This is a genomic window from Microbispora cellulosiformans (genome assembly GCF_008728085.1).
Taxonomy (GTDB): domain Bacteria; phylum Actinomycetota; class Actinomycetes; order Streptosporangiales; family Streptosporangiaceae; genus Microbispora; species Microbispora amethystogenes.
The window spans coordinates 423,334-446,463 of the sequence record NZ_VYTZ01000005.1; the positions used below are offsets into that span (position 1 = coordinate 423,334).

Here is a 23,130-nt window from a genome sequence, read left to right on the forward strand (position 1 = left end):
TCTACTTTTTTCCGCTTTATGGGCGTCCGTTCCACTATCGAGGGTAGCTCGGCGCTCAGGGACGAATTCGACCCAAGGAGGCTTTCGTGAGCGACTTCCATCCCGAAACGCGAACATACGCGGGGGGAAGCGAGCAGCCGCAGGGCACGCTCCGGCAGGAGGAGACGGCCCGGGAGACGGCACTGCGGGGGACGACTCAGCAGGGGGCGGTGCAGCAGGGCACGGGTCAGCAAGGCCCGACACAGCAAGGCACGGGACAGCAGGTCCGCGAGACGGCCCAGCAGACGGCGCAGCAGGCCAAGGAGGCCGCCGGCGAGGTCGCCGCGACCGCCAAGGACCAGGTGCGCACGGTCGCCCAGGAGGCCAAGGACCAGACGCGGCACGTGGTCCACCAGCTTCGCCGGCGTACCGACGAGCAGGCGTGGCAGCAGAGCAGGCGCGCGGCCGGCGCGATCCGGCAGTGGACCGACGACCTGGAGTCCGCCGCCGGCGGCGTCGGGCCCGACTCCCCCATGCACGGCGTGGTCAGGCAGGTGGCCGACCGGGGCCGCCGCACGGCCGACTACCTGGAGACCGAGGGCCTGAGCGGTGCGGTGCGCGACGTGCAGGACTTCGCGCGGCGCCGTCCCGGCCTGTTCCTGGCGGGCGCCCTGGTGGCGGGGTTCCTGGCCGGGCGGGCGGTCAAGGCCGTCACCTCCGCCGAGGACCCGGCGCCCGAGAACGACGCGAGGCGGTTCGGCTCCGGCACCGCATACGGCTCCGCCACGGACCACGGGCGCGGCACCGCATACGGTCCCGGGTCCCCCTCACCCGTCCGGTACGGCGACGGCACCGGAAACGGCCTGACCGGGGAATCGGTCACCGGGAGCACGGGCACCGGGAGCACGGGCACCGGCGGTCCGGGGACCGGCGTCACCTCCCCGTCGTACGGCACCGGCGCCGGAAACGGCTACGAGACCGGTGCCCGCTATCCGTCCGGCGAGTTCCGCGCCGGCCGCACCGACGGATACACGGACGGCCGCACTGACGGCTATGCGGACGGGCGCACCGACGGGAACGGCCGCGGGCACGGTGGCGGGCACGGTGGCGGGCACAGCGGTGGGAACAGCGGTGGGAACAGCGGTGGGAACAGCGGCGGCTTCCCCGGCGGCCTGCCCGGAGGTGAGCCGCGATGAGCTACCCCAGCCCACCGGCCGAGCCCTCACTGGGCAAGCTGGTCGGCGAGATCGGCGAGGACCTGTCCAAGCTGTTCCGCCAGGAGGTGGAGCTCGCCAAGGCCGAGATCCGCCAGGAGGCGGGCAAGGCCGGCAAAGCGGCCGGAATGCTCGGCGGCGCCGGCTTCGCCGGATACATGGTGGCGCTCCTCGTCACGCTGGCCGTCGTGTTCGGCCTCGGCAACGTCATGGACCTGGCCTGGGCCGCGCTCATCGTCGCGGCCGTGTGGGCCGTGATCGGCGGGGTGCTGTTCGCCCGGGGCAAGGAGCGCATGCGCGAGGTGAACCCCACGCCCGAGCAGACCATCGAGACCCTGAAGGAGGACGTGCAATGGGCGCGAGCCCAGAGGAGATAAGGGCCGAGATCGATGCCACTCGGGCGGAGCTCGCCGCCGACGTGGACCGGCTCGCCGACAGGACGAGCCCGTCGCGCATCGTGCGGCGTCGTACGGACAGGATGCGCCAGACGGCGCGATCGGTGAGGGAGAAGGTGATGGGGGTGCCGGCACACGCCACCCACTCGGTTCGCGACCAGGCCGGCGAGACCGCGGGAACGGTCCGCGACAAGGCCGTGGAGGCGGGCGAGACCGTGCGGCACGCGGCGGCCGAGGCCGGCGAGACCGTACGTCACGGCGCCCAGCAGGCCGCGGAGACCGTGCGTAGCGCGCCGCGCCAGGCGCTGCGCGGCACGCAGGGCAACCCGCTCGCGGCCGGGCTCATCGCCTTCGGGGCGGGCCTGCTGGCCGCGAGCCTGCTGCCGAAGACCGAGGCCGAGGAGCGGGCGGCCCTGCAGGTCAAGGAGCGGGCGGGCGAGCTGGCCGAGCCGGTCAAGCAGGCCGTCCAGGAGACCGCGCAGCGCGTCGGCGAGGACGCCAAGGAGGCCGTGCAGCAGGTGCGTGACACGGCGGCCGAGGCGACCAGGACGACCCGCGACGAGGCCCGCGACCAGGCCAGGCAGGTCACCGAGGACACCCGTGACCAGGCCAGGCAGATGACCGGGCAGGCGCGTTCCCAGTGATCGTCACGAGGGCCGGGCCTGCTGGACGGGCCCGGCCCTCGGGCATGCCGGGGCGGCCCGGCCTTCGCGGCCGCCGGGGCCGGCGATCACGCACTCATGATCAGAACTCACGACCGCAGGCTTACGATCACCGGGCTTACGATCGACGGGAAGACGACCTCAGGGAGCGGCGATGGCGTCGAGGGACGTGGGGGGCGGAGCGTGAGGGCCGCCCGGCTGCACAAGGTGGGCGACATCCGGCTGAGCGACGAGCCGCCGCCCGTCCCCGGCCCGGGCGAGAGCCTGGTGCGGGTCACCGCGGTCGGCCTGTGCGGCTCCGACCTGCACTGGTACGCGGAGGGCGGCATCGGTGACGCCGTGCTGGACACGCCGCTCGTGGTGGGGCACGAGATCGCGGGCGTGATCGAGGGCGGCCCCCGGGACGGCACCCGGGTCGCGGTGGACCCCGCCATCCCGTGCGCCCGGTGCTCGGTCTGCGCCACGGGCTACGGCAACCTGTGCCCGGACGTCCGCTTCGCCGGGCACGGGACGCTCGACGGCGGCCTGCGGGAGCGGATGGCCTGGCCCGACGACCTCCTGCATCCGCTGCCCGCCGCCCTCTCCGACGCCGACGGCGCCATGCTCGAACCGCTGGGCGTCGCGATCCACACCGTGGACCTCGGGCACGTCCCCCTGGGCTCACCCGTCGCCGTCGTCGGCTGCGGACCGATCGGCCTGCTCGTGATCCGGCTGGCCCGGCTCGCCGGTGCCGGCGCCGTCGTCGCCGTCGACCCGCTGCCGCACCGCCGCGCCGCCGCCCTGAGGTACGGAGCCGACCTCGCCCTGCCGCCGGAGGCCGCGGAGCCCGGCGTGTGGCGGGAGGCCGACGGCCCGGCGGGCCTCGGCGTGCGGGTGGCGTTCGAGGTGGCGGGCGACGACCACGCCGTACGCCTCGCCATGACCGCGGTCAGGCCCGGCGGCCGGGTGGTGCTGGCCGGCATCCCCGACGAGGACGTCACCTCCTTCCCCGCGTCGCTCGCCCGGCGCAAGGGCCTGACGATCGCCCTCGTCCGCCGGATGAACCTCACCTATCCCCGGGCGATCAAGCTGGCCGCCGACGGGCTGGTCGACCTCTCGGCGCTGGTCACCGAGCGGTTCCCGCTCACGGCCACGGCGGAGGCGTTCGCCGCCGCCGTCTCGCGGCGCGGGCTCAAGGTCCTGGTCGAGCCCGGCCGCCACTCAGCCACCACTGAGCCACCACCGAGCCACCGCTGAGCCCCGACCGGCCTCGGCACAGGAGGATTGGACCGCCGGCCGCCGGGCAGGGCCAAGACGTGGCTGTCACCGACGATTCCGGCGAGCAGGTTCCGGCGTACCGGCGGCTCGCGGCGATGCTGCGCGAGGAGATCGTACGCGGCCGGATCGAGCCCGACCGTCCCCTCCCGCCGGAGGAACGCCTGGTGCGCGAGCACGGGTGCAGCCCCGGCGACGTGCGCCGCGCCGTCGAGGTGCTGAGCGGCGAGGGCCTCGTCTACACGATCGAGGGGCAGGGGGCCTACGTCTCCACCCGCGCCGAGGAGACCGGCGGCGGCTAGGGCGGCGCAGTGACCGCCCCGGCCGAGCTTCGTGGACACACCCCACTCAGGTGCCGTCGGTCCGGTGAAGGAGCGAGGCGACCCGCCTGCGGGCGTCCTCGCCCACCGGCACCTGGAGCACCAGCACGAGATCGGGGTGTCCCATCGGGCGCATCTTGAACATCTCCAGGTCCAGCCGCCCGATCTCGGGGTGGTCGATCCCGACCGTGGCCGGCCGGAAGCGGCGCACCGGATAGTCGGCCCACCATTCGCGGAACTCCCGGCTGACCTCGCTGAGCTCCTCCACCAGCGCCGCGAGCCGCGGGTCGCCCGGCCGGCGTCCCATCGCGGCGCGGAACTGGCTGATCACGGCGCGGGCCGCGGGCTCCCAGTCGACCATCCGGGCGCGGTTCGCGGCGTCGGTGAACATCATCCACAGCAGGTTCCGCCGGCCCGGCGGGAACGTCAGCGGATCAAGACGGAGCAGGGTGTAGGAGGTGTTCCAGGCCACGTAGTCGTAACACGCGTCGTAGAGGGAGGCGGCGTTCGGGGCGGCGGCGTCGACCAGGCGCCCCAGCCGGGCCGCCGCCTGCTCCCCACCGGGAGCCGGTGTGTCGGGCGGGGCCAGGCCGGCGAGGTCGCGCAGGTGGTGGTGCTCGTCGGGGTCGAGCCGAAGCGCGCGGGCCAGCGCGTCGATCACCTGTGCCGACGCCGAGATGTCCCGCCCCTGCTCCAGGTAGGTGTACCAGGTGACGCCGACGCCCGAGAGCTCGGCCACCTCCTCACGCCGCAGTCCGGGGGTGCGGCGCAGGGCCGGATCGCCCTCCGGCAGCCCGACGTCGGGAGGCCGCAGGCGGGCCCGCTGGGCGCGCAGGAACGCGCCCAGCTCGGCCCTGCGGTCCGATTCCCGCATGCGGCGGCCGGGCGCGTGACTGGCAGCACGAGTGCCAGGACCGCCGGACGTCGCCTCGTTATCGTGACGGCCATGATCCTTCACAGGGCGAGTCTCCCAGGGAGGCGGGTGTCATGAGTGATCGCGTACTGGTGATCGGCGCCACCGGGCGGCAGGGCGGCGCCACCGCCCGCGAACTGCTCGCCCGCGGGTGGACCGTGCGCGCCCTGGTGCGCGACCCCGGCTCCCCCGCCGCGGCGTCCCTGCGGGAGGCGGGGGCCGAGCTCGCGGTGGGCGACCTGGACGACGAGGCGTCGCTGCGCCTGGCCATGCGGGACGCCGAAGGGGTCTTCCTGGCGCTGACCATGATGCAGGGGCCGAGGATCACCGTCGAGGGCGCCGCCGCCGAGGAACGGCGGGGTCTGACGGTGATCCGGCTGGCCGCCGAGGCCGGCGTCGTGCACCTGGTGTACAGCTCGCTCCCCGGCACCGACGCCGCCTCCGGCATCCCCCACTTCGAGAGCAAGGCGCGGATCGAGCGCGAGATCCACGCGCTCGCGCTCCCGGCGACGATCCTGCGCCCGGTCTCCTTCATGGAGAACTTCCTCACCTACAGCCGCCCCTCCGTGGAGGACGGCACCCTGGTCCTGCGCCTGCCCGCACGGCCCGGGACGCCGATGCAGCTGATCTCCGTCCGGGACATCGGGGTCTTCACCGCCCTCGCCTTCGAGCGGCCCGGCGGGTACGTCGGCCGGACCGTGGACATCGGCGCGGACGAGCTGACCCCGCCGGAGATCGCCGCGGCGTTCGGCCGGGCGGGCGGCCTGCCGGCCCGCTACGAGCAGATCCCGATCGAGCAGGTGCGCGCGTTCGACGAGCACCTGGCCCGGATGTTCGAGTTCTTCGACGAGCACCCGGCCGGCGGCGTCGATCTGAAGGCCCTGCGGGCCGAGCATCCCGGCCTGACGACCTTCGAGACCTGGCTGCGCGCCACCGGCTGGAGGCCGTGAGGCGCGGCAGGTCACCGGCGGCCGGGATGCCGCTCCCGTCACTCCGTACGGCTATCCCGCGGGCGGCCGGGGCTCGCGCCACATGGGATACATGACCGGGCCTCCGGGCAGCCGGACCAGCTCCGGCATGTCCACGTAGCCGTGGCGGAGATAGAGCCGCCGGCTCGCCTCGCTGCTCGCCTCCAGGTAGGCGGGCGCCCCCTCGGCGTCGAGCCGGCGATGGTGCTCCTCCAGCAGCAGGGTGCCGAGGCCGCGGCCGGTCCTCCCCCGCTCCAGGGCGATGAAGTTCAGGTAGTGGTGCGGCTCGTGCGGATGGAGCTTCTCCAGCAGCTCGCCCAGGGCGTGGTAGCGTTCCGCGTTCTCCCCGGCGAAGGTGTCGATCGCCTCCCGCTCTCCGGGGATCTCCGGGAACGGCGCGGTGAACCAGACGGCCACGCCGGCCAGTTCGCCCGCCTCGTGGATGCCGTAGACGTCACCGTGCTCCATCGCGTGCGCGGCGTACATGGTGAAGAACCTCCGCTGGAGGGGCAGGCGGTCCTCCACGCGCGGGACGAGCCACGCGGTGATCGCGTCGACGTGGAAGGTGTCCGCGATCAGGTGGCCGGTCGCCTCCGCGTCCGTCATCCGGCTGATCACCGGGTCCACCGGGGCCGCCGCGCTCATCGGGGGCCTCCCGCCGCGGCCTGGGCGCCGAGACCGATGCCGGCGTACACCTCGGGCCGGGTGGCCTTGATCACCCGGGCCCACACGACGCCGAAGACCACCGCGACGACGTAGATCGCGGGCAGGATCCACCGCATCGGCGAGTCGGGCGCGACCCCGAGGACCGTGTCGAAGTTGACCAGCGTCAGCCCGATGATCACGACCAGCGCCACGATCGACAGGGCCGGCGCGAAGCGCGTCCGCCAGGCCGTCTCCTCGCGGAGGTCGCGGGAGAAGAACACGATCACCGAGATCGAGGTGACGGTGAGCAGGGTCAGCAGCCCGAGGCCGCCGAAGGTGCCGAAGGTGAAGAACAGCTTCGTGACCGGGTCGAGCCCCGCGACGGCGTAGACGGTGATCACGATCAGGCCGAGCACGGTCTGCAGCACCGACCCGGCGATCGGGGCGGCGGTGCGGGCCGAGGTGCGCCCGAACACCGAGGGCAGCACGTTCTCCCGGCCCAGGGCGAAGATGTACCGCGCCGTGGTGTTGTGGAAGGCGATCATGCAGGCGATGCTGCTGGTCACGAACAGCACCGAGCCGATCGTCGCGACGCCGTTGCCCAGGTGCTCGCCCGCCTGGCCGAAGATGAGCGCGGGGCCCTGCTCCGTCGCCGCCTTGACGATCCCGTCCGGGCCGGTCGGCACCGTCTGGGCCCAGGCGGAGATCGAGTAGAGGATGGCGATGACCCCGATGCCCAGGTAGGTGGCGAGGGGCACGGTGCGGTGGCGGTCCTTGGACTCCTCGGCGAAGACGACCGACGACTCGATGCCGGCGAAGCCCGCGACGACGGTGGCGAGCGCGGCGCCCACGCCGGGCACGAACAGCGCCCCGGGGTTGAAGCCCTCGAAGCTGATGCCGTTCCGCGCGCCGCCGAACAGGTCGCCGAGGTCGAACAGCAGGACGACGGCGATCTCGCTGACCAGCAGGACGGACAGGATCCGGCCGTTGATGTCGACCCGCAGCAGCCCGAGCAGGCCGGTCAGCGCCCAGGCCACCAGCGCGATGACCCACCACGGCGGCGACCCGCCGAACCAGTCCAGGAGCAGCGGCTCGGCCGCCGACCCGATGATGCCGTACAGGCCGAGTTGCAGCGCGTTGTAGGCGAGCAGCGCCACCCACGCCGTCACCACGCCCTGCGTGCGCCCGAGACCCTGCGCGGCGTAGGCGTAGAAGGCGCCGGCGTTCACCACGTGCCTGGCCATGGTCACGTAGCCGACGGCGAAGAGCGAGAAGACCGCGCCCAGCAGCAGGAACGCGAGCGGCACGCCGATCACGCCCGTCACCGCGTACGCCGTGGGAACCGAGCCCGCGACGACCATCAGCGGCGCCGCCGCGGAGATGACGAAGAACACGATGGACGGCACACCGAGCCGGTCCTGGGCCAGCGCGGCGGAGACCGCGCTCGGCCGTTGCTCTGTCAGGGACACCTGGAACTCCGTGAAGGGGTTGGGGACGGGGTGGTCACCGGCGGCTGAGGACGGCCTGCCCGACGGCGACCTTGGTCTGGGCGACGAGCCTCTGCATCGGGGCGGGGAGCATGGCGATCGCGGCGGCCACGAAGCGGGGATCGTGTTCCGACAGCACCCGCTGGGCGCAGCCTGCGGCGTCCAGCAGCCCCAGGAGGACGCGGTCCCGGGGGCCCGGCGGCGTGCGGCGCTGGACGGCGAGGTTCAGGCGGGCGAGCGGCCACGCGGCCGTGCTCATGTCCGCCGGGGCCGGAGGCTGGTGTTTCAGCAGGTGCCTGACCGGTGGTTTGAGCAGCTTCGCGGCGATCATCCGGGCGGTCACCTCGGCGTCCGCCGTGCGGGCGAGGAACAGCAGCCACGTGCTCACCGGATGGTACGGCTCGGCGGCGACGAGGCCGAGCACCTTCCTGGTGAAGGCGTCACCGCTGTCCTCCCCGGCCGTCGCGAGGACGCGTTCGGGGTTCGACGTGAGATCCAGGGTCACCCGCTCGGCGAGCATCAGCTCGGCGAGGACGCCGCCGGCCAGTGCCAGCCCCGCGAGCCGTGAATGCAGGTGTGGATGACCCGTCGCATTGTCGTGCAGGACGAAATACAAGTCATCGACAAGAGACGGGCTCGAAAGATCGCTTTCAGCCACGGTCGGCGATGATATAGGCGCTTTGTTTCATTTGTCATCGCCCGGGAATCAGCGAGATGGGAATGGGAACGCGTTTTCCCATCATGATGCGAATTACGCCAACCGAAACCCGCTTTTGGGTTTATGGGGAAAACATCGCGCCCACCGGCCGCGGAATCCTCACCGGAGCAGGGCGTTCACGAGGACCGTGAGCAGAATCGACGCGACGATCGAGATGATGATCATAAGGAGGCATCCCGTCGCGCCACCAAGTGGACGAACCCTGAAATTTCCTGGCATGAAGGCCCCCTGCCGCCGCTCCTTCCACGGCCTACCCCCGGCCTCCGCCGCAAACCGGCACGCGTTTTGTCCGTTTTGAGGGTGGGCATCGAGGGCCTATGACCACCCAGGACGACAGGGGCGCGGTGGTCCTGGCCCGCGCCCACGGCCTCTTCAACATCGCGGGCGGGTTGTGGCCGCTCCTGCACCTGACGAGCTTCGAGAAGGTGTTCGGCCCCACGACCGACCCCCGGCTGCGACGCACCGTCACGGGCCTGCTGGTGGGGATCGGCTGGACCCAGGTGCGGGCCGCGGCCACGCCGGACGGCGCCGGGCAGGCGCGCCGTCTCGGCATGGCCACCGCCGCGACGATTCTCACCGCCGACCTGCTCGGCGCGCCCACCGGCCGCATCAGGCCGGCCTTTCTTCTCGACGCGGCGGCCCAGGCGCTGTGGCTGCGCGCCTGGCGGGCCGGCGCCGTACGGCCCGCGCCCCGGGCGGGCGGCCGTACGAGGTCGGTCGTCGCCGCGGCGGCGGCGCTCGCGGCCGGGTGCGCCACCGGCGGCGTGCTGGCCTCGCGGGTGCTGCGGCGCCCGCCGGAACAGGAGGTGTCCGAGCTGACCCGGGCCCGCTACCTCCGTCATCCCGCCGCGAGGTGATGATCGGCGGCCTCTTCCCTCCACCGGGTTACGTCTCCCGGCGACGGGTAGAGCGAACGGCAGTTCGACATTGGAGGGACGATGGACCGAGGACCGGTGGAGAAGGACCCCGAGGACTGGGCGACCGGGGACGAGCCGATGACCGCGCCGCAGGAGTCCTACCTGCGCACGCTGGCCCGGGAGGCCGGGCGGGACGTGCCCGAGGGGCTCAGCAAGGCCGAGGCCTCCACGTTGATCGACGAGTTGCAGGACCAGAGCCGCCGCCTGAACGAGAACGGGTAGCCGCCGCCACCCGTCCCGCCGCCGCCTGTCCGTCCGGTCACCACACCGTCCGCGGCGGCCGGGCGGGCACACGACAGTCGGCATATGACAGGCGGCATATGACAGGCGGCATATGACAGGCGGCATATGACACGGCCGCCCGGGCGGGAGGATCCACCCGGGCGGCCCGCGCCGTCCCCGCCCGGTTATCCGGGCAGCGCCTCTTATCCGGGCAGCGTCTCGCCGCCGATCGGCGCGAGGACCTCACCCGTGTAGTACGAGGAGAGCCGGTTGGCCGCGAAGAACACGTACGACGGGGCGATCTCGTCCGGGTCGGCCGGGCGGCCCATCGGCACCTGCTCACCGAACTTCTCCACCTTCTCCTCGGGGAAGGTGGCCGGGATGAGCGGCGTCCAGACCGGGCCCGGGGCCACGGCGTTGATCCTGATCCCCCGGTCGACCAGCACCTGGGCCATCGCGTAGGTGAACGCGTTGATGGCGCCCTTGGTCGCGGAGTAGTCGATCAGCTGCTTGTTGCCGCGCAGCCCGTTGATCGACGAGGTGTTCACGATCGACCCGCCCTCGGGCATGTGCCGCAGCGCGGCCTTCGTCACCCGGAAGTAGCTGTGGATGTTGACGGCGAAGGTGTGCTCCCACTGCTCGTCGGACAGCTCCTCCAGGCCCTTCACGGGGGTCTGCGTGGCCACGTTGTTGACCAGCACCTCGATGCCGCCGAGTTCGCGTACGGTGCGCTCGACGACCTCCTCGCAGTGGCGGGGGTCGGCGAGGTCGCCCGGGAGGAGCACGCAGCGGCGGCCCTCCTGCTCCACCAGCTTCCTGGTGTGCTCGGCGTCCTCGTGCTCGGTGAGGTAGGCGATCGCGACGTCCGCCCCCTCCTTGGCGAACGCCACGGCGACGGCCCGGCCGATGCCGGAGTCTCCCCCGGTCACGAGGGCCCGCTTCCCGGCCAGCAGGTCGCGTCCGGTGTAGTCGCGCATCTCGTCCCTCGGCTCGGGGCTCATCTCGCCCGTCCGGCCGGGATACGACTGCGTCTGCGGTGGTGGTGTGGAGTTCGGCTGCTCGGACATGCACCCCGCGTACCCCTGCCCGGCCCGGGCAAACGAGCGGGCGCGGCGGCCACGACGGTCGCCCGGCGGATACACAGTGTTACCTATCCATCACGCTTTAGCGTCCCGAGATGGGACATCGTGTATGACGATGACATGACATCCCGGCCGAAGATCGCCCTCATGGACGTCGTCTGGAGGACGTGCGGCGCCTCCCCCGGGTGCCCGGGCATCTCCCGCGAGCCGTACGGCCGGTGCCTGGCGCACCTGACGCCCACCGAGACCGGCGCCGTCCTGCGGAGCCTCGCCCCCGGCCAGGCGCTCGACCTGCGTGGCACCACCGTGACGGAGGACCTGCTCACCCTCCTGCTGGGCCGCCTGGAGCGCCGCGTCGGGCGGGCCAGGTTCGACCACGCGGTCTTCACCGGCCAGGCCCGCTTCGGCGAGGTCGTCTTCACCGGGGACGCGACCTTCGACCACGCCCGGTTCGACCGGCTCGCCTCCTTCTACGGCGCCCGGTTCCTGCGCAACGTCTCCTTCCGCGCGGCACGGTTCGCACGTGAGCTGTCCCTGCACGAGGCGCGGGTGCGCGGCCACGCCGCCTTCGACCACGCGACGATCCGCGGCGACGCCCTGTTCGGCGCCGCGCGCTTCGGCGGCGACCCTCCCGCCGAGGTCACCCCCGGCGGCGCCCCATCCCACGGCCCGTTTCCCGGCAGCCCATCCCCCGGCGTGCCCAGCACCACGGCCTTCCGGACCGCGCCGGATGTCTCGTCGCATGGGCCCCGGAACACCCCGTTCGCGCAGGCGCCGGACACCTCGTTCCACGGCGGACGGGATGTCTCGTTCGAGGGAACGCAGTTCCGGGGGTTCGCGGCGTTCGACGCGGCGCTCTTCGCGGGGGACGTCGTCTTTCGCGGCGCTCGTTTCCACCGGGCCGTCTCCTTCCGCGGCGCCGTCTGCGGGGCGACCGCCGCCTTCGAGGGGGCGCGGTTCCAGGGCGCGGCCTACCTGGGCCCGATGCGGGTCGGGCGGCGGCTGTCCCTCGCGGGTGTACGGGCCGGGGCGGCGCTGCACCTGGAGACCGGCGGGTGCCGCGTGATCCTCCGGGCCGCGGACGTCGCCGGGCCGCTCGTCGCGCGCCTGTCCGACACCGACCTCGACCTGCGGGACGCGGTCCTCGGCGGGACGTCGGCGGTCACCCGGCGCGCCGGCCGGCTGCGGGTGACCTCGCTCGACGGCCTCGACGCCGGGGCGCTCACGCTCACGGGAGCCGACCTGCGCGGGTGCGGTCTCGGCGGGCTGCGCCGCCCGGAACGCCTGCGACTGCGGGAGTGCCTGTTCGCGGCGACACCGGGCGGGATGCGGCTGCGGCTGGGCTGGCCGCCGGTCCGGTGGTGGAGCCGTCGCCGCGTCCTCGCCGACGAGCACCTGTGGCGCGGCTGGGACCCGTCCCGAGTCTCGGGGTCTCCGAGCGCTCCGGCCTCGCCATCCAGGTTCCGCGGATCAGCCCGGCCGCGGAGATCGCGGCCGCAGAAGTCGCACGGGTCGCCGGACGCCGCCCGGCTGGCCCTCCTGTACGAGCGGCTGCGGCCGGGCGTGGACGACGCCAGGACCGCCGCCGACTTCGCGTTCGGCGCCATGGACATGCGGCGGCTCGGCAGTTCCCGCGGCCGGGCCAGGCTGCTGCTCTCGATCCACTGGCTCGCCTCCGGCTACGGCCTGCGGACGGGCCGCGCTCTCGGATGGCTGACGCTGGTGACGGCCCTCGCCGCGGGCGCCGTCTGCTGGACGGCCGGAGCCCGTCCGGCGCGGCAGCCGGTCGGCCAACGACCCCACGTGGCGGTTGTCCGGGCCGTGATGCGAGGTGGAGCACGGGCCGGGCTGCGGCCGGCGGTAACCGCCTCTGGCGCGGCCCACTCCCACTCCCTGCCCACCCGCGCGGGCTGACCCGGCAGCGGCCGGCCCGGGCGCCGAGCATCGAGAACGTCGATGCTCAGAGGCGCAAGCGTTCACGATCCTTACGAGAGTGACCTCCTGTCGTCAGCATAAGCTCAATCGTTCGCGAAACAGGAGGTTCCATGACAAAGCGCCTATCTGTGGCCATAGTCGGCGCGCTGGTCGTGTCGGCGCTCGCCGGCGGCTGCGGGCGTTCGTCGTCGGGGACCGCCGCGGGCGACAACGCGGCGGCGACGGCGAACAAGACCGCGAAGGACCTGGTGCCGGAGGACGTGCGCAAGACCGGCACGCTGCGGGTCGCCACCTCCGAGGGCTACCCGCCGATGGAGATGTACAAGAAGGGCACCCAGGAGCTCACCGGGGTCGACCCCGACCTCGGCGCGGCCATCGCGGCCAAGCTGGGGCTGAAGTTCTCGATCACCAACGCCGCCTTCGACGGGCTCATCCCGGGCCTGCAGGGCGGGCGCTGGGACATCGTGATGTCCTCGATGAGCGACACCGAGGAGCGGCGCGCGGCCGTCGACTTCGTCGACTACTTCAACGCCGGCGGCGCGATCATGGTCAAGAAGGGCAACCCCGAGGGGATCAAGACCCTCGATGACCTGTGCGGCCGTACGGTCGTGCTGGCCAAGGGCAGCTCCAACCTCGCCATCGGCGAGAAGCAGAACGAGAAGTGCGCCACCAAGATGAAGATCATGCAGAGCGAGGACGCGCCCACCGGCCTGCTCTCGATCGACTCCGGGCGCGCCACCGCGACCATCGTGGACTACCCCGTCGCCGTCATGTACGCCAAGGACACCGGCAAGTACGACGTGCTGTCCGAGCAGTACGACGCCGGGCCGTGGGGCATCGCGATCGACAAGCGCAAGACCGCGCTGCGCGACGCGGTCGCCAAGGCCATGGAGGAGCTTCAGGCCGACGGCGGCTACAAGGCCGTGCTGGACAGCTACGGCGTGACGGCCAACGCCGTCGACGGCGTACTGGTCAACACCAAGCCGTGGAAGTGACGCAGGAGAAGGCGCCCGCCGCCGAACTGCCGATCGACGCCGTGCGCCCCGCGCGGCCCGGCCGGTGGCTCGGCGCGGCGGCCGCCCTGCTCTTCCTCGTGTGGCTGGCCTACACGGTCATCGTCAACGAGAACCTGCACTGGGACGTCATCGTCGCCTACCTGGCCGACGGCAGGATCCTCGGCGGCCTGTGGGTGACCATCCAGCTCACCGTGCTGTCCATGGCCATCGGCCTCGCGCTGGGCGTGCTCGCCGCCGTCATGCAGCTGTCGGACAACCCCGTGCTGCGCGGCACCTCCGCGCTCTACACGTGGTTCTTCCGCGGCACGCCGCTGCTGGTGCAGCTGATCTTCTGGTTCAACATCGGGCTGGTCTTCCCCACCTTCGCGATCGGCGTCCCGTTCGGCGGGCCCAAGCTGATCGAGTGGCAGGCGAACGCGATCATCACGCCGTTCACCGCGGCGCTGCTCGGCCTGGCGATCAACGAGGGCGCGTACATGGCGGAGATCGTCCGCGCCGGCATCCGCTCGGTGGACCCGGGCCAGCGGGAGGCCGCCGAGTCGCTCGGCATGTCGCACCGGCAGGTGCTGCGCCGCGTGGTGCTGCCGCAGGCCATGCGGGTGATCATCCCGCCGACCGGCAACCAGTTCATCTCCATGCTGAAGACCACGTCGATGGTCTCGGTCATCGCCGGGGCCGAGCTGCTCACCGTGGCGCAGCGCATCTACCTCGGCAACTTCGAGGTCATCGCGATGCTCGTCGTCGCGTCGATCTGGTATGTCGTGCTCACCACGATCGCGAGCGTCGGCCAGCACTTCGTCGAGAAGCGGTTCGAGCGCGGCCACGTGCGGCTGTCCTCCCGCGTACGCCGCAACCTGCGGCCCGTGACGTCCAAGGAGCCCTCGTGAGCACGCCCGAAGCACCGGCCGACCGGCCGATGGTGCGGATCCGCGCCGCGCGCAAGCGGTTCGGCCCGCTGGAGGTGCTCAAGGGCATCGACCTCGACGTCCCCGCCGGCTCGGTGGTCTGCGTCGTCGGGCCGTCCGGGTCGGGCAAGTCGACGCTGCTGCGCTGCGTCAACCGCCTGGAGACGATCGACTCCGGCCGCATCTGGGTGAACGGCGAGCTGATGGGCTACAACGAGCGCGGCGGGCGGCTGCACGCGCTGCGCCCGGCCGAGCTGTCCCGCCAGCAGCGCGGCATCGGCATGGTGTTCCAGCGGTTCCACCTGTTCCCGCACCGCACCGCGATCGAGAACGTCATGGAGGGGCCCGTCACCGTGCTCCGCACGCCCACCGCGCAGGCCCGGCGGCAGGCGGCGGAACTGCTGGAGCGGGTCGGCCTGGCCGACCGCGCGCACCACTACCCGGCGCAGCTGTCGGGCGGCCAGCAGCAGCGCGTGGCGATCGCCCGCAGCCTGGCCATGCGGCCCAGCCTGATGCTGTTCGACGAGCCGACCAGCGCGCTCGACCCCGAGCTCGTGCAGGAGGTGCTCGCCGTCATGCGGGACCTCGCGGCCAGCGGCATGACGATGATGGTCGTCACCCACGAGATGAGCTTCGCCCGCGAGGTCGGCGACCAGCTCGTCTTCATGGACGACGGCGTCATCGTGGAGCGGGGCGACCCGCGCGAGGTGCTCGCGGCGCCCCGGCACGACCGGCTGCGCGCCTTCCTGGGACAGGTCCTGTGAGCCCGGCCGCGGCCGCTCGTACGGGACGGCCCGCCGGGCGGCGTGCCGCGGCCCCGGAGATCTCGGGGACAGGGGCGGGGACGGATCGGGTGACGAGGAGGCTTCCGTGACGGGGACGCCCCGCTTCGACCTCCTCGTCCGGGGCGGGCTGGTGGTCGACGGCACCGGCCGCCCGGCCCGGCCCGCCGACGTCGGGGTCTCCGGCGGGCGGCTGACCGTGCTTCCCCGGGACTCGTCGCCGGGTTCGGCGTCGGGCTCTGTTTCGGGCTCTGTTTCGGGCTCTGTGTCGCGCTCTGTGGCCGACGCCGCCGAGGTGCTCGACGCGCGCGGGCGGGTCGTCTCCCCCGGCTTCGTCGACGTCCACACGCACTCCGACGGCGTCGCCCTGCTCGGCGCGCCCGGCGGCGGCGACGGGTCCGGCGGCGTTTCCGACAGGGTTTCCGGCGGTGATTCCGGCCGGGAGCTGGTGCGGGCCTCGGTGCTGCAGGGGGTCACCACCGAGATCTGCGGCAACTGCGGGTCGAGCCTGTTCCCGGCCCTGCCGGAGCGGCTGGCCGCCATGCGGGCCGAGACCCGGATCACCTTCGGCGGCGACGTCGGCGCGTACGCCGACTTCGCGGGGTTCGCCGCCGCGCACGGCCGGGTGCCCCGGGCCAACCACCTGGCCTCGCTCGTCGGCCACGGCACGCTCCGGGCGGGCGTGCTCGGCCCGGTGGACCGGCCCGCCCGGCCCGCGGAGCTGCGCGCGATGTGCGCGCTGCTCGACGCGTCCCTGGCGCAGGGCGCCGCCGGCCTGTCCACCGGCCTCATCTACACCCCCGGCTCGTACGCCGGCACCGCCGAGGTGGTGGCGCTGGCGGAGGTGGCCGCCCGGCACGGCAAGCCGTACGTGACCCACCTGCGAGACGAGATGTCACGCGTGGAGGAGGCGCTGGAGGAGGCGATCGAGATCTCCCGGCGCAGCGGCGCGGCGCTGCACGTGTCGCACCACAAGACCGCCGGGCGGTACGCCTGGGGCCGCACCGAGCGCACGCTGCCGCGCCTCGCGGAACTGCGTGCGGGCGGCATGGACGTCACCTGCGACGTCTACCCCTACACGGCGGGCAGCACGGCGCTGGCCGCGATGCTGCCGCCGTGGGCGAACGACGGCGGGCTCCGCGCCCTGACCGCGAGGCTCGGCGACCCCGCCCAGCGCGACCGGATGCGCCGGGCCATCGCCGAGGGCGTGCCCGGCTGGGAGAACACGGTCGGCAACGGCGGCTGGGACCGGATCTCGGTGGCCTGCGCGCCCCGTCATCCGCGGGCCGAGGGCGCGACGATCGCCGACCTCGCCACCGCCGCGGGGGCCGATCCCCTCGATGTGGCCGCCGACCTGCTGGTCGCCGAGGACGGCGAGGTGACGATCATCAGTCATTCCATGATCGAGGATGACGTGCGGCGGGTGCTGGCCGCGCCGTACGCGATGATCGGCTCCGACGGCGTGCCGAAGCCCGGCGGGCGCCCGCACCCGCGCTGGGCCGGGACCTTCCCCCGGGTGCTCGGCCGGTACGTACGCGAGCTCGGGCTGCTCGGCCTGGAGGAGGCGGTGCACAAGATGACCGGGATGGCGGCGGCCCGCTTCGGCCTGACCGGGCGGGGCGTGATCCGCGACGGCGCGCACGCCGACCTGGTGGTGTTCGACCCGGCGGAGGTCGCCGACCTGGCCACCTTCACCGAGCCGCTGCTGCCGCCCACGGGCGTCGGCGCGGTGGTGGTCGGCGGCGCGGTCGTGGTGCGCGACGGCGAGGAGACGGGCGCCCGCCCGGGACGGGTGCTGGCGCTGTGAACGCCGGGAACGCCGGGAACGCCGGGAACGCCGGGAACGCGGGGAACGCCGGAGACGCTGTGAACCCTGGGGGCGCGGTGAACGCCGGGGACGCGATCGCCGGGGACGGGGGCGGGGTCCCCCGCGACGCCGGGCCGGGGGACGTCTCCGGCACCGCGCGCGGCTCGCTGGCGGAGCTGGCGGCGGCCTGCCCCGGGACGCTGGCCGTGTGCGTCCCCGGCCTGCTCGGGGTGAACGAGGACGTGGTGCTGCCGCTGGCCAGCACCGGCAAGGTGCTGCTGCTCGCGGCGCTCGCGCAGGACGTCGCGGCCGGCGCGATCGACCCGGCCGAGCCGGTCGGGCTGCTCGACGAGGACTACGCGGGGGGTTCGGGCCTGCTCACCGAGCTGTCGGCCCGCCGCTGGACCATCGGCGACCTCGCCGTGCTGACCGCGTCCGTCAGCGACAACACGGCGACGAACGCGCTGCTGCGGCGGCTCGGGCTCGCCCGGGTGGACGCCGCTGCCGCCGCGCTCGGGCTGGCCGAAACCCGCGTCCACGACAGGATCCGGGAGCCGCGACTGCCCGCGCACCCGCCCGCGTTCGCCACCGGGACGGCCCGCGAGCTCGCCGGCCTCATGCGGTCCGTGGCGTACGGCCGGGAGCCGTGGCAGCGGCTGCTGCTCGGCTGGATGGCCTGCAACACGGACCGCGGCCTGGTCCCGGCGCTGCTGCCGCACGAGCCGGAGGACCGCGAGCCGCCGCGCGTGCTGCCGTACGCCGACGGGGTGTGGGTGGCGAACAAGACCGGCACGGACGCCGGGACGCGGGCCGACGTCGGCGTGATCGCGGCGGCCCGGTGGGAGGGCTACGCGGTGCTCGCGCACGGGCCGGAAGGCTCCGAGCAGGCCCTCGTGCGGGCCGTGCGACAGGCCGGCCTCGCCGTGGCCGCCACGGTGACCGCCACGGTGACCGCCGCAGTGGCCGCCCAGTGACCGCCACCGCGGCCGCGACCGCCGCCGCCACGATGACCGGCCCGGAACCCACCGGGACCGGCGGGTGACCGGCAGGACCGGCACTGCGCCGGCTGGGTGATCGCCGCCTCCGCTCGGGCGTGACCAGCGCGGACGCGGCCCGATACTGGGGGGCATGCTCAGCAGCCACCGCCTCAGGGTGCTCCTGGAGGTCTTCAGGACCGGGAGCATCGCCGGAGCCGCCAAGACCCTGCGGCTGTCGCCGTCCGCCGTCTCGCACCAGCTCGCCCGGCTGGAGGAGGAGGCGGGGGTCGGGCTGGTGGAGCGGGCCGCGCACAGCCTGCGGCTGACCGCCGCCGGCCGCCGCCTGGCCGGGCGGGCCCAGGAGGTGCTCGATCTCATCGAGTCCGCCGAGAAGGACCTGCTCGCGCAGGCGCGGGCGGACGCCGGGCAGCTCCGGATCGGGTTCTTCGCCTCGGCCGGCTACCGGCTGCTGCCGATGGCGCTGTCGTCGTTCACGGCCCGCCACCCCGGCGTCGATCTCGACCTCGTGCTCGGGCAGCCGCACGAGCTGCTAGCCGATGTGGAGCGCGGTGAGCTCGACGTGCTGGTCGTGTTCGAGCACGCGCTCGACCCCTGGAAGGCGCCGAAGGGCGTGGAGGTCGTCCACCTCTTCGACGAGCCGCAGCTTTTGGTCATGCCGCTGGGCCATCCCGCCGGACACCGGCCCCGCGTACGGCTGGCCGACCTCGCCGGCGATCCGTGGATCACCACGTTCGGCACCGAGACCCCGGTGTCGGTGCTGGAGCGGGCCAGCGCCCTGGAGGGCTTCACCCCCGCGATCCGCTGCCGCAGCGACCACTACGAGGTGACGCTCGGCCTGGTGCGGGCCGGGCTGGGGGTGGCCCTGGTGCCGAGCCTCGGTGTGCAGGGCGCGGCGGGCGTCCAGGTGTGCCAGGTGGAGGGCCCCCGGCTCTTCCGCCGGGTCGGCGCCGCGATCCGGCCGACCAATCCCAACCCCGCCCTGCGGGCCTTCGTCGGCTATCTCAGGGACGCCTCGGCCCGCCTCAGCGTGACGCTCCGCCAGACCACGACGTCCGAGCGGCCCGCCGCGCGGAGCGGCGGGCCGCCGGACGGCCGGTCACCAGTTGCCGAGCCGGTGCCCGCTCCGCTCGCCCCGCTCGTGCCGGCGGTAGACCTGCGCCATGCCCAGCGCGGCGGCGCCGAGCGCGAAGATCACGATGCCGGTCACGACGTTGTTCCAGACGGTGCTGGTGGTGGCCTCGCCTCCCCCGCGCACCACCCAGGGCGAGACCAGCGCCCACACGCCGAGTAGCGGGATCAGCCACCCCATGCCGTAGGTGCGTCCGAAGGCGGACGCGAGCCCGAGGGCCAGGGCACTGATCACGAGGCCCGTGATCAGGTTGCTGATGGTCAGCCCGGGGAAGCGAAAGAACCCGACGATCCAGGGCGAGAGCGCCAGATAAAGACCCGCCAGGAAGGACAGCCCTTCCAGTACCTGCGCGGGAGCCGTCGAACCCGCCCGGTCGTAGGTCTGGCGCAGTTCGGCGATGTCGGGGTGACGCTCGATGCCGGTAGGTCCAACCATGACTGGTCCCGCCTTTCCTGCTGGTTGCGTTTGCGCGGACGGCCATACCCCCACAAATCGCACAATTCTCCATTTTGCGTAATATCTCGCTGATTGTTTGCTTTTAGCAGGATAAATTGCCATTCGGGGATTCGCTGGAAGATAGCGGCAGATTCGGCCGGGGAGGGTACCGATGAGGTCCGGCCGAGGGTGCGCAGACGGGGAGGGGGGTCATGATCGCTGTTGTCCTTGCCGTGCTTGCCGCGGCGGCCAACGCCGTCGCGTCGGTGCTGCAGCGCCGGGCCGCCCGCGGCATGCCCCCCGGCGAGGCCTTCCGGCTGGGGCTGATCCTGCACCTGCTGCGCAGTTCCGCCTGGCTGGGCGGCATCGGGGCGCTGATCGCGGGGTTCCTGCTGCAGGCCGCCGCGCTCTCGTCCGGAGGGCTCGCCCTCGTGCAGCCCCTGCTCGTCGCGGAACTGCCGATCACGATGCTGGTGGCGGGCTGGATGTTCCGGGCCCGCCTCTCCCCGATGACGTGGCTGGCCATCGCGGCGCTCACGGCAGGGCTGGGCGGGTTCCTGGGGGCGGCCTCCCCCACTCCGGGCGACCGCCTGCCGGGCCTGCTGGGCTGGACGATCTCGGCCGGTGTGACCGCCGGGCTCGTGGCCGGCTGCGTGGCGGTCGCGATCGCCTCCGGCGGCGCCACCCGCGCCGTGCTGCTCGGGGTCTCCGCCGGGCTCGGGTTCGCCTACACCGCCGTGCTGATGAAGCGCACCGTCGAGGTGCTGCCCGACGGGCTGCGGGCCCTGTCCGGCGCCTGGTCGCTGTACGCCATGGTGGCCGCCGGCCTGTGCAGCCTGTTCCTGCTGCAGAACGCCCTGCACAGCGGCCCTCTCGTCGCCGTGCAGCCGGCGCTGACCGTGACCGACCCCGTCGCCAGCACGGCGTACGGCGTGGCCCTGTTCGGCGAGGGCATCCGCACCGGCCCGTGGGTGCTGCCGGAGCTGACCGGTATGGCCCTCATCCTGTACGGCAGCGTGCTGCTGTCGCGGCACGCGCCGCTGCGGGAGAGTGTCGGGAGACCGTGACGGGCGCGCCGTCCGGCCGCGCGAAGCGGAGCAGCAGGGCCTCCGCCGGCTCGGCGGCGAACAGCGCCTCCGCGCGGGTGGTCAGCGCGGCCCGGGCGGGCGAGCCGGGGGCGAGCCGGTCGAGTTCCCGGAGCAGCCGGGCGGGACGGCGCACGTGGACGCTCACCCCGGCGCGGGCCATCGCGAGCACCCCGTCCCTGCCGTGACCGGGGATCGGCAGGCAGGTCACGACGGGCGTCCGCGCGGCGAACGCCTCCCGGCAGGTCAGCCCGGCGGCGTTGTCCACCAGCGCGTACGCCGCGGCGAGCAGGCCGGGCAGGTCGTCGCGCCACCCGAGGGCGAGCCCCACCGGCCGCGGCGCCGACCGCGTTCCGCCGGCCTCCACGGCTCCGGCGGCATCGCCCACGCCTTTCGCACCTACCGCCTGTCCGGCCCTCGCCGTCTCCGTCCCGCTCGCCTCTGTCCCGCTCGTCTCCGCGAACAGGCGCGTCAGGCGGCGGCGTAGCCGCTCGCCCCGCCCGCACAGCACGACGGGCACGTACCGCCCGCTCTCCGGCGAGCCGTCTCCAGGTCCGGGGCGGCACAGGGCGCGGGCCGTCCGCACGACCCGGCCGACTCCCCACGCGCCCGCGCCGACCAGCACGATCCGGTCGCCGCCGGGCAGTCCCAGCCGGGCGTGGACGCCTCGTCCCGGCGCTCCCCCGGCGGCGAACCCGGGCCGCACGATCGGGGCGTGCCGGAAGGCCGGACGGCCGGTGGCGGCAGTCACGGCGAGGGCGGTGGCCGCGTCCGGGCACAGGTACCGGTCGTTGCCCGCGTGCAGCCAGAGGCGGTGCGCGGCGAAGTCGGTCAGCACGACCACGCTGGGGACCGTCAGCCGCCCCCGGGACCGCAGGTGCCCCGCGGCCTGGGCGGCGACGTGGAAGACCGGCACCAGCAGCGAGGGCCGCAGGCGGCGCACCACCCGGTTCAGCCCGGCCGCCGCCACGACCGTCAGCGGCGAGACCCCGCGAGCCCGCCCAGAGGACGCGCGCCGCGACACGAAGAAGATCCGGTAGACGAGGGCGTACAGCCATGGGGCCCGGAGCATCACGGTGCGGTACCACCAGCGCAGGGCCGACCCCAGCCGCAGCGGCAGCAGAGCGAGCACGTCCACGACCGCCACCCGGACACCGGCGGCGGCGAGGCGGCGGGCCAGTTCGGCGGCCACGCCGTCGTGACCGGCCCCCATCGACGCGCTGACGATCAGCACCTTCGCCGCCGGCGGTGTCATGGGCCCCTCCCAGCGAGTGGACGACGACGCGGCGAGGCGCCGGACGCCGTCTCCTGCTCTCGTTCCCGGCCCGGCGACTCCGGACACCGAGGCATATATAGATTCAGATCGGGCGATAATGGACCCGATGAGACGTCGCGTGGCCGCCGCCGGAGCGGCGCTGCTGCCCGTCGCGGCGCACGTCGCGCCGGGCGCGGCCTGGCTGCCCGCCGTCCGCCGCCTGCTGCCCGCCCTCGCGGGCGAGGGGCGTCCCGGGCACGTCGCGCTGACCTTCGATGACGGGCCCGATCCCCGGTCGACTCCGCTGTTCCTCGACGAACTCGCGCGGCTCGGCTGCCGGGCGACGTTCTTCATGCTGGGCGAGATGCTCGACCGCCATCCCGGCCTCGGGCGGAGCGTCGCGCGGGCCGGGCACGAGGTGGCCGTGCACGGCTGGCACCACGTGAACGCCCTGGTCGCCCGGCCGGGCCGGGTCGCGGCGGAGATGGGCCGCGCCGCACGCCTTGTCGCCGAGGTCACCGGCGCGCGGCCCGCCTGGTACCGCCCGCCGTACGGCGTGCTGAGCGCCGAGGCGCTGCTGGCGGCGTGGCGGCACCGCCTGCGCCCGGTGCTGTGGACGGCGTGGGGCGAGGACTGGACGCGCCGGGCCACGCCGGAGTCGGTGCTGCGGACCCTGGCGCCCGGCCTGCGGGGCGGCGCCACGCTGCTGCTGCACGACTGCGACCACACCTCCGCCCCCGGGTCGTGGCGCTCGGCGCTCGGCGCGCTGCCCGAGGTGGTCGGCCGCTGCCGCGCCGCCGGTCTGCGGATCGGGCCGCTCGGCGCCCACCTCCTGTGATCCTTCGGAAGAGCTTTGCCGGCGGCCGGAAGCGCCAACGGCGGGCAACGGTTCCGCCGGTCCCCGACGGCTCCTCCGGGCGTTTCTTTGGCCCGCCTTTCCGTCCGCCCTCGTCCGTGTACGCCGGGTTGCCCGTCCGGTCACCCACGCAAAGCCGCCGCCCGATCTG

The 23,130-nt window shown here is 73.8% G+C and carries 23 protein-coding genes and 1 pseudogene; 17 read left to right on the forward strand and 7 right to left on the reverse strand.

All coding sequences use genetic code 11. The features are described 5' to 3' along the window. The first annotated feature begins 86 nt into the window (after positions 1–86). The 5 genes from F5972_RS16160 to F5972_RS16180 all read left to right on the forward strand — a co-directional run bounded on the left by F5972_RS16160 (position 87) and on the right by F5972_RS16180 (position 3,806). Positions 87–1,175, forward strand: coding sequence for a hypothetical protein (locus F5972_RS16160; RefSeq protein WP_150934300.1), 1,089 nt, complete (start codon positions 87–89; stop codon positions 1,173–1,175). Beyond that, positions 1,172–1,570 carry a phage holin family protein gene (locus F5972_RS16165; protein ID WP_111701289.1) on the forward strand — a complete coding sequence of 133 codons (399 nt, stop codon included), beginning with the start codon at positions 1,172–1,174 and terminating at the stop codon, positions 1,568–1,570. The genes F5972_RS16160 and F5972_RS16165 overlap by 4 nt, the downstream gene beginning before the upstream one ends. Then, positions 1,546–2,232 (forward strand): DUF3618 domain-containing protein, encoded by a 687-nt coding sequence (locus tag F5972_RS16170; protein ID WP_150934301.1) that lies wholly within the window; start codon positions 1,546–1,548, stop codon positions 2,230–2,232. Before F5972_RS16165 ends, F5972_RS16170 begins: the two co-directional genes overlap by 25 nt. A 201-nt stretch (positions 2,233–2,433) precedes the next feature. Continuing rightward, positions 2,434–3,486 carry an alcohol dehydrogenase catalytic domain-containing protein gene (locus F5972_RS16175; protein WP_225311535.1) on the forward strand — a complete coding sequence of 351 codons (1,053 nt, stop codon included), beginning with the start codon at positions 2,434–2,436 and terminating at the stop codon, positions 3,484–3,486. 59 nt (positions 3,487–3,545) lie between these two features. Continuing rightward, positions 3,546–3,806 carry a winged helix-turn-helix domain-containing protein gene (locus tag F5972_RS16180; protein WP_225311536.1) on the forward strand — a complete coding sequence of 87 codons (261 nt, stop codon included), beginning with the start codon at positions 3,546–3,548 and terminating at the stop codon, positions 3,804–3,806. Positions 3,807–3,852: 46 nt separating this feature from the next. On the opposite strand, the gene F5972_RS16185 is transcribed toward F5972_RS16180, so the two are convergent. Next, complete coding sequence (locus F5972_RS16185) at positions 3,853–4,698, reverse strand: helix-turn-helix transcriptional regulator (protein ID WP_150934303.1); 846 nt, start codon at positions 4,696–4,698, stop codon at positions 3,853–3,855. Between the two features lie 113 nt (positions 4,699–4,811). Here F5972_RS16185 and F5972_RS16190 point away from each other — a divergent pair, with 113 nt between their 5' ends. Then, positions 4,812–5,687: an NmrA/HSCARG family protein gene (locus tag F5972_RS16190; protein ID WP_150934304.1), complete on the forward strand. Its 876-nt coding sequence runs from the start codon at positions 4,812–4,814 to the stop codon at positions 5,685–5,687. A 51-nt stretch (positions 5,688–5,738) separates the two neighbouring features. Here the strand turns inward: F5972_RS16190 and F5972_RS16195 are convergent, their stop codons facing one another. The 3 genes from F5972_RS16195 to F5972_RS16205 are packed head-to-tail and all read right to left on the reverse strand — an operon-like array spanning position 5,739 to position 8,495. Then, on the reverse strand, positions 5,739–6,350 hold the full coding sequence (locus F5972_RS16195) for a GNAT family N-acetyltransferase (protein WP_150934305.1): 612 nt from the start codon (positions 6,348–6,350) through the stop codon (positions 5,739–5,741). Further along, positions 6,347–7,819 (reverse strand): APC family permease, encoded by a 1,473-nt coding sequence (locus F5972_RS16200; RefSeq protein ID WP_150934306.1) that lies wholly within the window; start codon positions 7,817–7,819, stop codon positions 6,347–6,349. Before F5972_RS16200 ends, F5972_RS16195 begins: the two co-directional genes overlap by 4 nt. 34 nt (positions 7,820–7,853) lie before the next feature. Further along, on the reverse strand, positions 7,854–8,495 hold the full coding sequence (locus F5972_RS16205) for a GOLPH3/VPS74 family protein (RefSeq protein WP_191910152.1): 642 nt from the start codon (positions 8,493–8,495) through the stop codon (positions 7,854–7,856). A 377-nt stretch (positions 8,496–8,872) separates the two neighbouring features. On the opposite strand from F5972_RS16205, the gene F5972_RS37270 reads away from it, so the two are divergent. Next, positions 8,873–9,412: a hypothetical protein gene (locus F5972_RS37270; RefSeq protein ID WP_191910153.1), complete on the forward strand. Its 540-nt coding sequence runs from the start codon at positions 8,873–8,875 to the stop codon at positions 9,410–9,412. Positions 9,413–9,493: 81 nt separating this feature from the next. Beyond that, positions 9,494–9,694, forward strand: coding sequence for a DUF3072 domain-containing protein (locus F5972_RS16215; RefSeq protein WP_111701298.1), 201 nt, complete (start codon positions 9,494–9,496; stop codon positions 9,692–9,694). A 203-nt stretch (positions 9,695–9,897) separates the two neighbouring features. Here F5972_RS16215 and F5972_RS16220 read toward each other — a convergent pair whose 3' ends face one another. Next, positions 9,898–10,761: an SDR family oxidoreductase gene (locus tag F5972_RS16220; RefSeq protein WP_150934308.1), complete on the reverse strand. Its 864-nt coding sequence runs from the start codon at positions 10,759–10,761 to the stop codon at positions 9,898–9,900. 135 nt (positions 10,762–10,896) lie between these two features. On the opposite strand from F5972_RS16220, the gene F5972_RS16225 reads away from it, so the two are divergent. The 7 genes and pseudogenes from F5972_RS16225 to F5972_RS16255 all read left to right on the forward strand — a co-directional run. After that, a complete protein-coding gene (locus F5972_RS16225; RefSeq protein ID WP_150934309.1) occupies positions 10,897–12,690 on the forward strand; it encodes a pentapeptide repeat-containing protein in 1,794 nt (597 codons plus the stop codon). A gap of 131 nt (positions 12,691–12,821) precedes the next feature. Further along, positions 12,822–13,706 carry an ABC transporter substrate-binding protein gene (locus F5972_RS16230; protein ID WP_150934310.1) on the forward strand — a complete coding sequence of 295 codons (885 nt, stop codon included), beginning with the start codon at positions 12,822–12,824 and terminating at the stop codon, positions 13,704–13,706. After that, positions 13,697–14,614, forward strand: coding sequence for an amino acid ABC transporter permease (locus F5972_RS16235; protein WP_150934311.1), 918 nt, complete (start codon positions 13,697–13,699; stop codon positions 14,612–14,614). The genes F5972_RS16230 and F5972_RS16235 overlap by 10 nt, the downstream gene beginning before the upstream one ends. Before the next feature lie 29 nt (positions 14,615–14,643). After that, positions 14,644–15,396, forward strand: coding sequence for an amino acid ABC transporter ATP-binding protein (locus F5972_RS16240; RefSeq protein ID WP_150934540.1), 753 nt, complete (start codon positions 14,644–14,646; stop codon positions 15,394–15,396). A 106-nt stretch (positions 15,397–15,502) separates the two neighbouring features. Next, a complete protein-coding gene (locus tag F5972_RS16245) occupies positions 15,503–17,221 on the forward strand; it encodes an N-acyl-D-amino-acid deacylase family protein (protein ID WP_150934312.1) in 1,719 nt (572 codons plus the stop codon). Then, entirely contained in the window at positions 17,218–18,195 is a 978-nt protein-coding gene (locus F5972_RS16250) for a serine hydrolase (protein ID WP_225311537.1), read from the forward strand. The genes F5972_RS16245 and F5972_RS16250 overlap by 4 nt, the downstream gene beginning before the upstream one ends. 154 nt (positions 18,196–18,349) lie before the next feature. Further along, a pseudogene (locus F5972_RS16255) lies at positions 18,350–19,219 on the forward strand (LysR family transcriptional regulator); the annotation flags it as partial. 96 nt (positions 19,220–19,315) lie between these two features. Here the strand turns inward: F5972_RS16255 and F5972_RS16260 are convergent. Further along, positions 19,316–19,783, reverse strand: coding sequence for an SPW repeat protein (locus F5972_RS16260; RefSeq protein ID WP_150934313.1), 468 nt, complete (start codon positions 19,781–19,783; stop codon positions 19,316–19,318). A 212-nt stretch (positions 19,784–19,995) separates the two neighbouring features. Between F5972_RS16260 and F5972_RS16265 the strand changes: the two genes are divergently transcribed. Then, entirely contained in the window at positions 19,996–20,850 is an 855-nt protein-coding gene (locus F5972_RS16265; protein WP_150934314.1) for a DMT family transporter, read from the forward strand. Here F5972_RS16265 and F5972_RS38155 read toward each other — a convergent pair. Continuing rightward, on the reverse strand, positions 20,783–22,123 hold the full coding sequence (locus tag F5972_RS38155) for an MGDG synthase family glycosyltransferase (RefSeq protein ID WP_225311538.1): 1,341 nt from the start codon (positions 22,121–22,123) through the stop codon (positions 20,783–20,785). The genes F5972_RS16265 and F5972_RS38155 overlap by 68 nt on opposite strands. A gap of 127 nt (positions 22,124–22,250) precedes the next feature. On the opposite strand from F5972_RS38155, the gene F5972_RS16275 reads away from it, so the two are divergent. After that, positions 22,251–22,961: a polysaccharide deacetylase family protein gene (locus tag F5972_RS16275; RefSeq protein ID WP_150934315.1), complete on the forward strand. Its 711-nt coding sequence runs from the start codon at positions 22,251–22,253 to the stop codon at positions 22,959–22,961. Positions 22,962–23,130 lie beyond the last annotated feature (169 nt).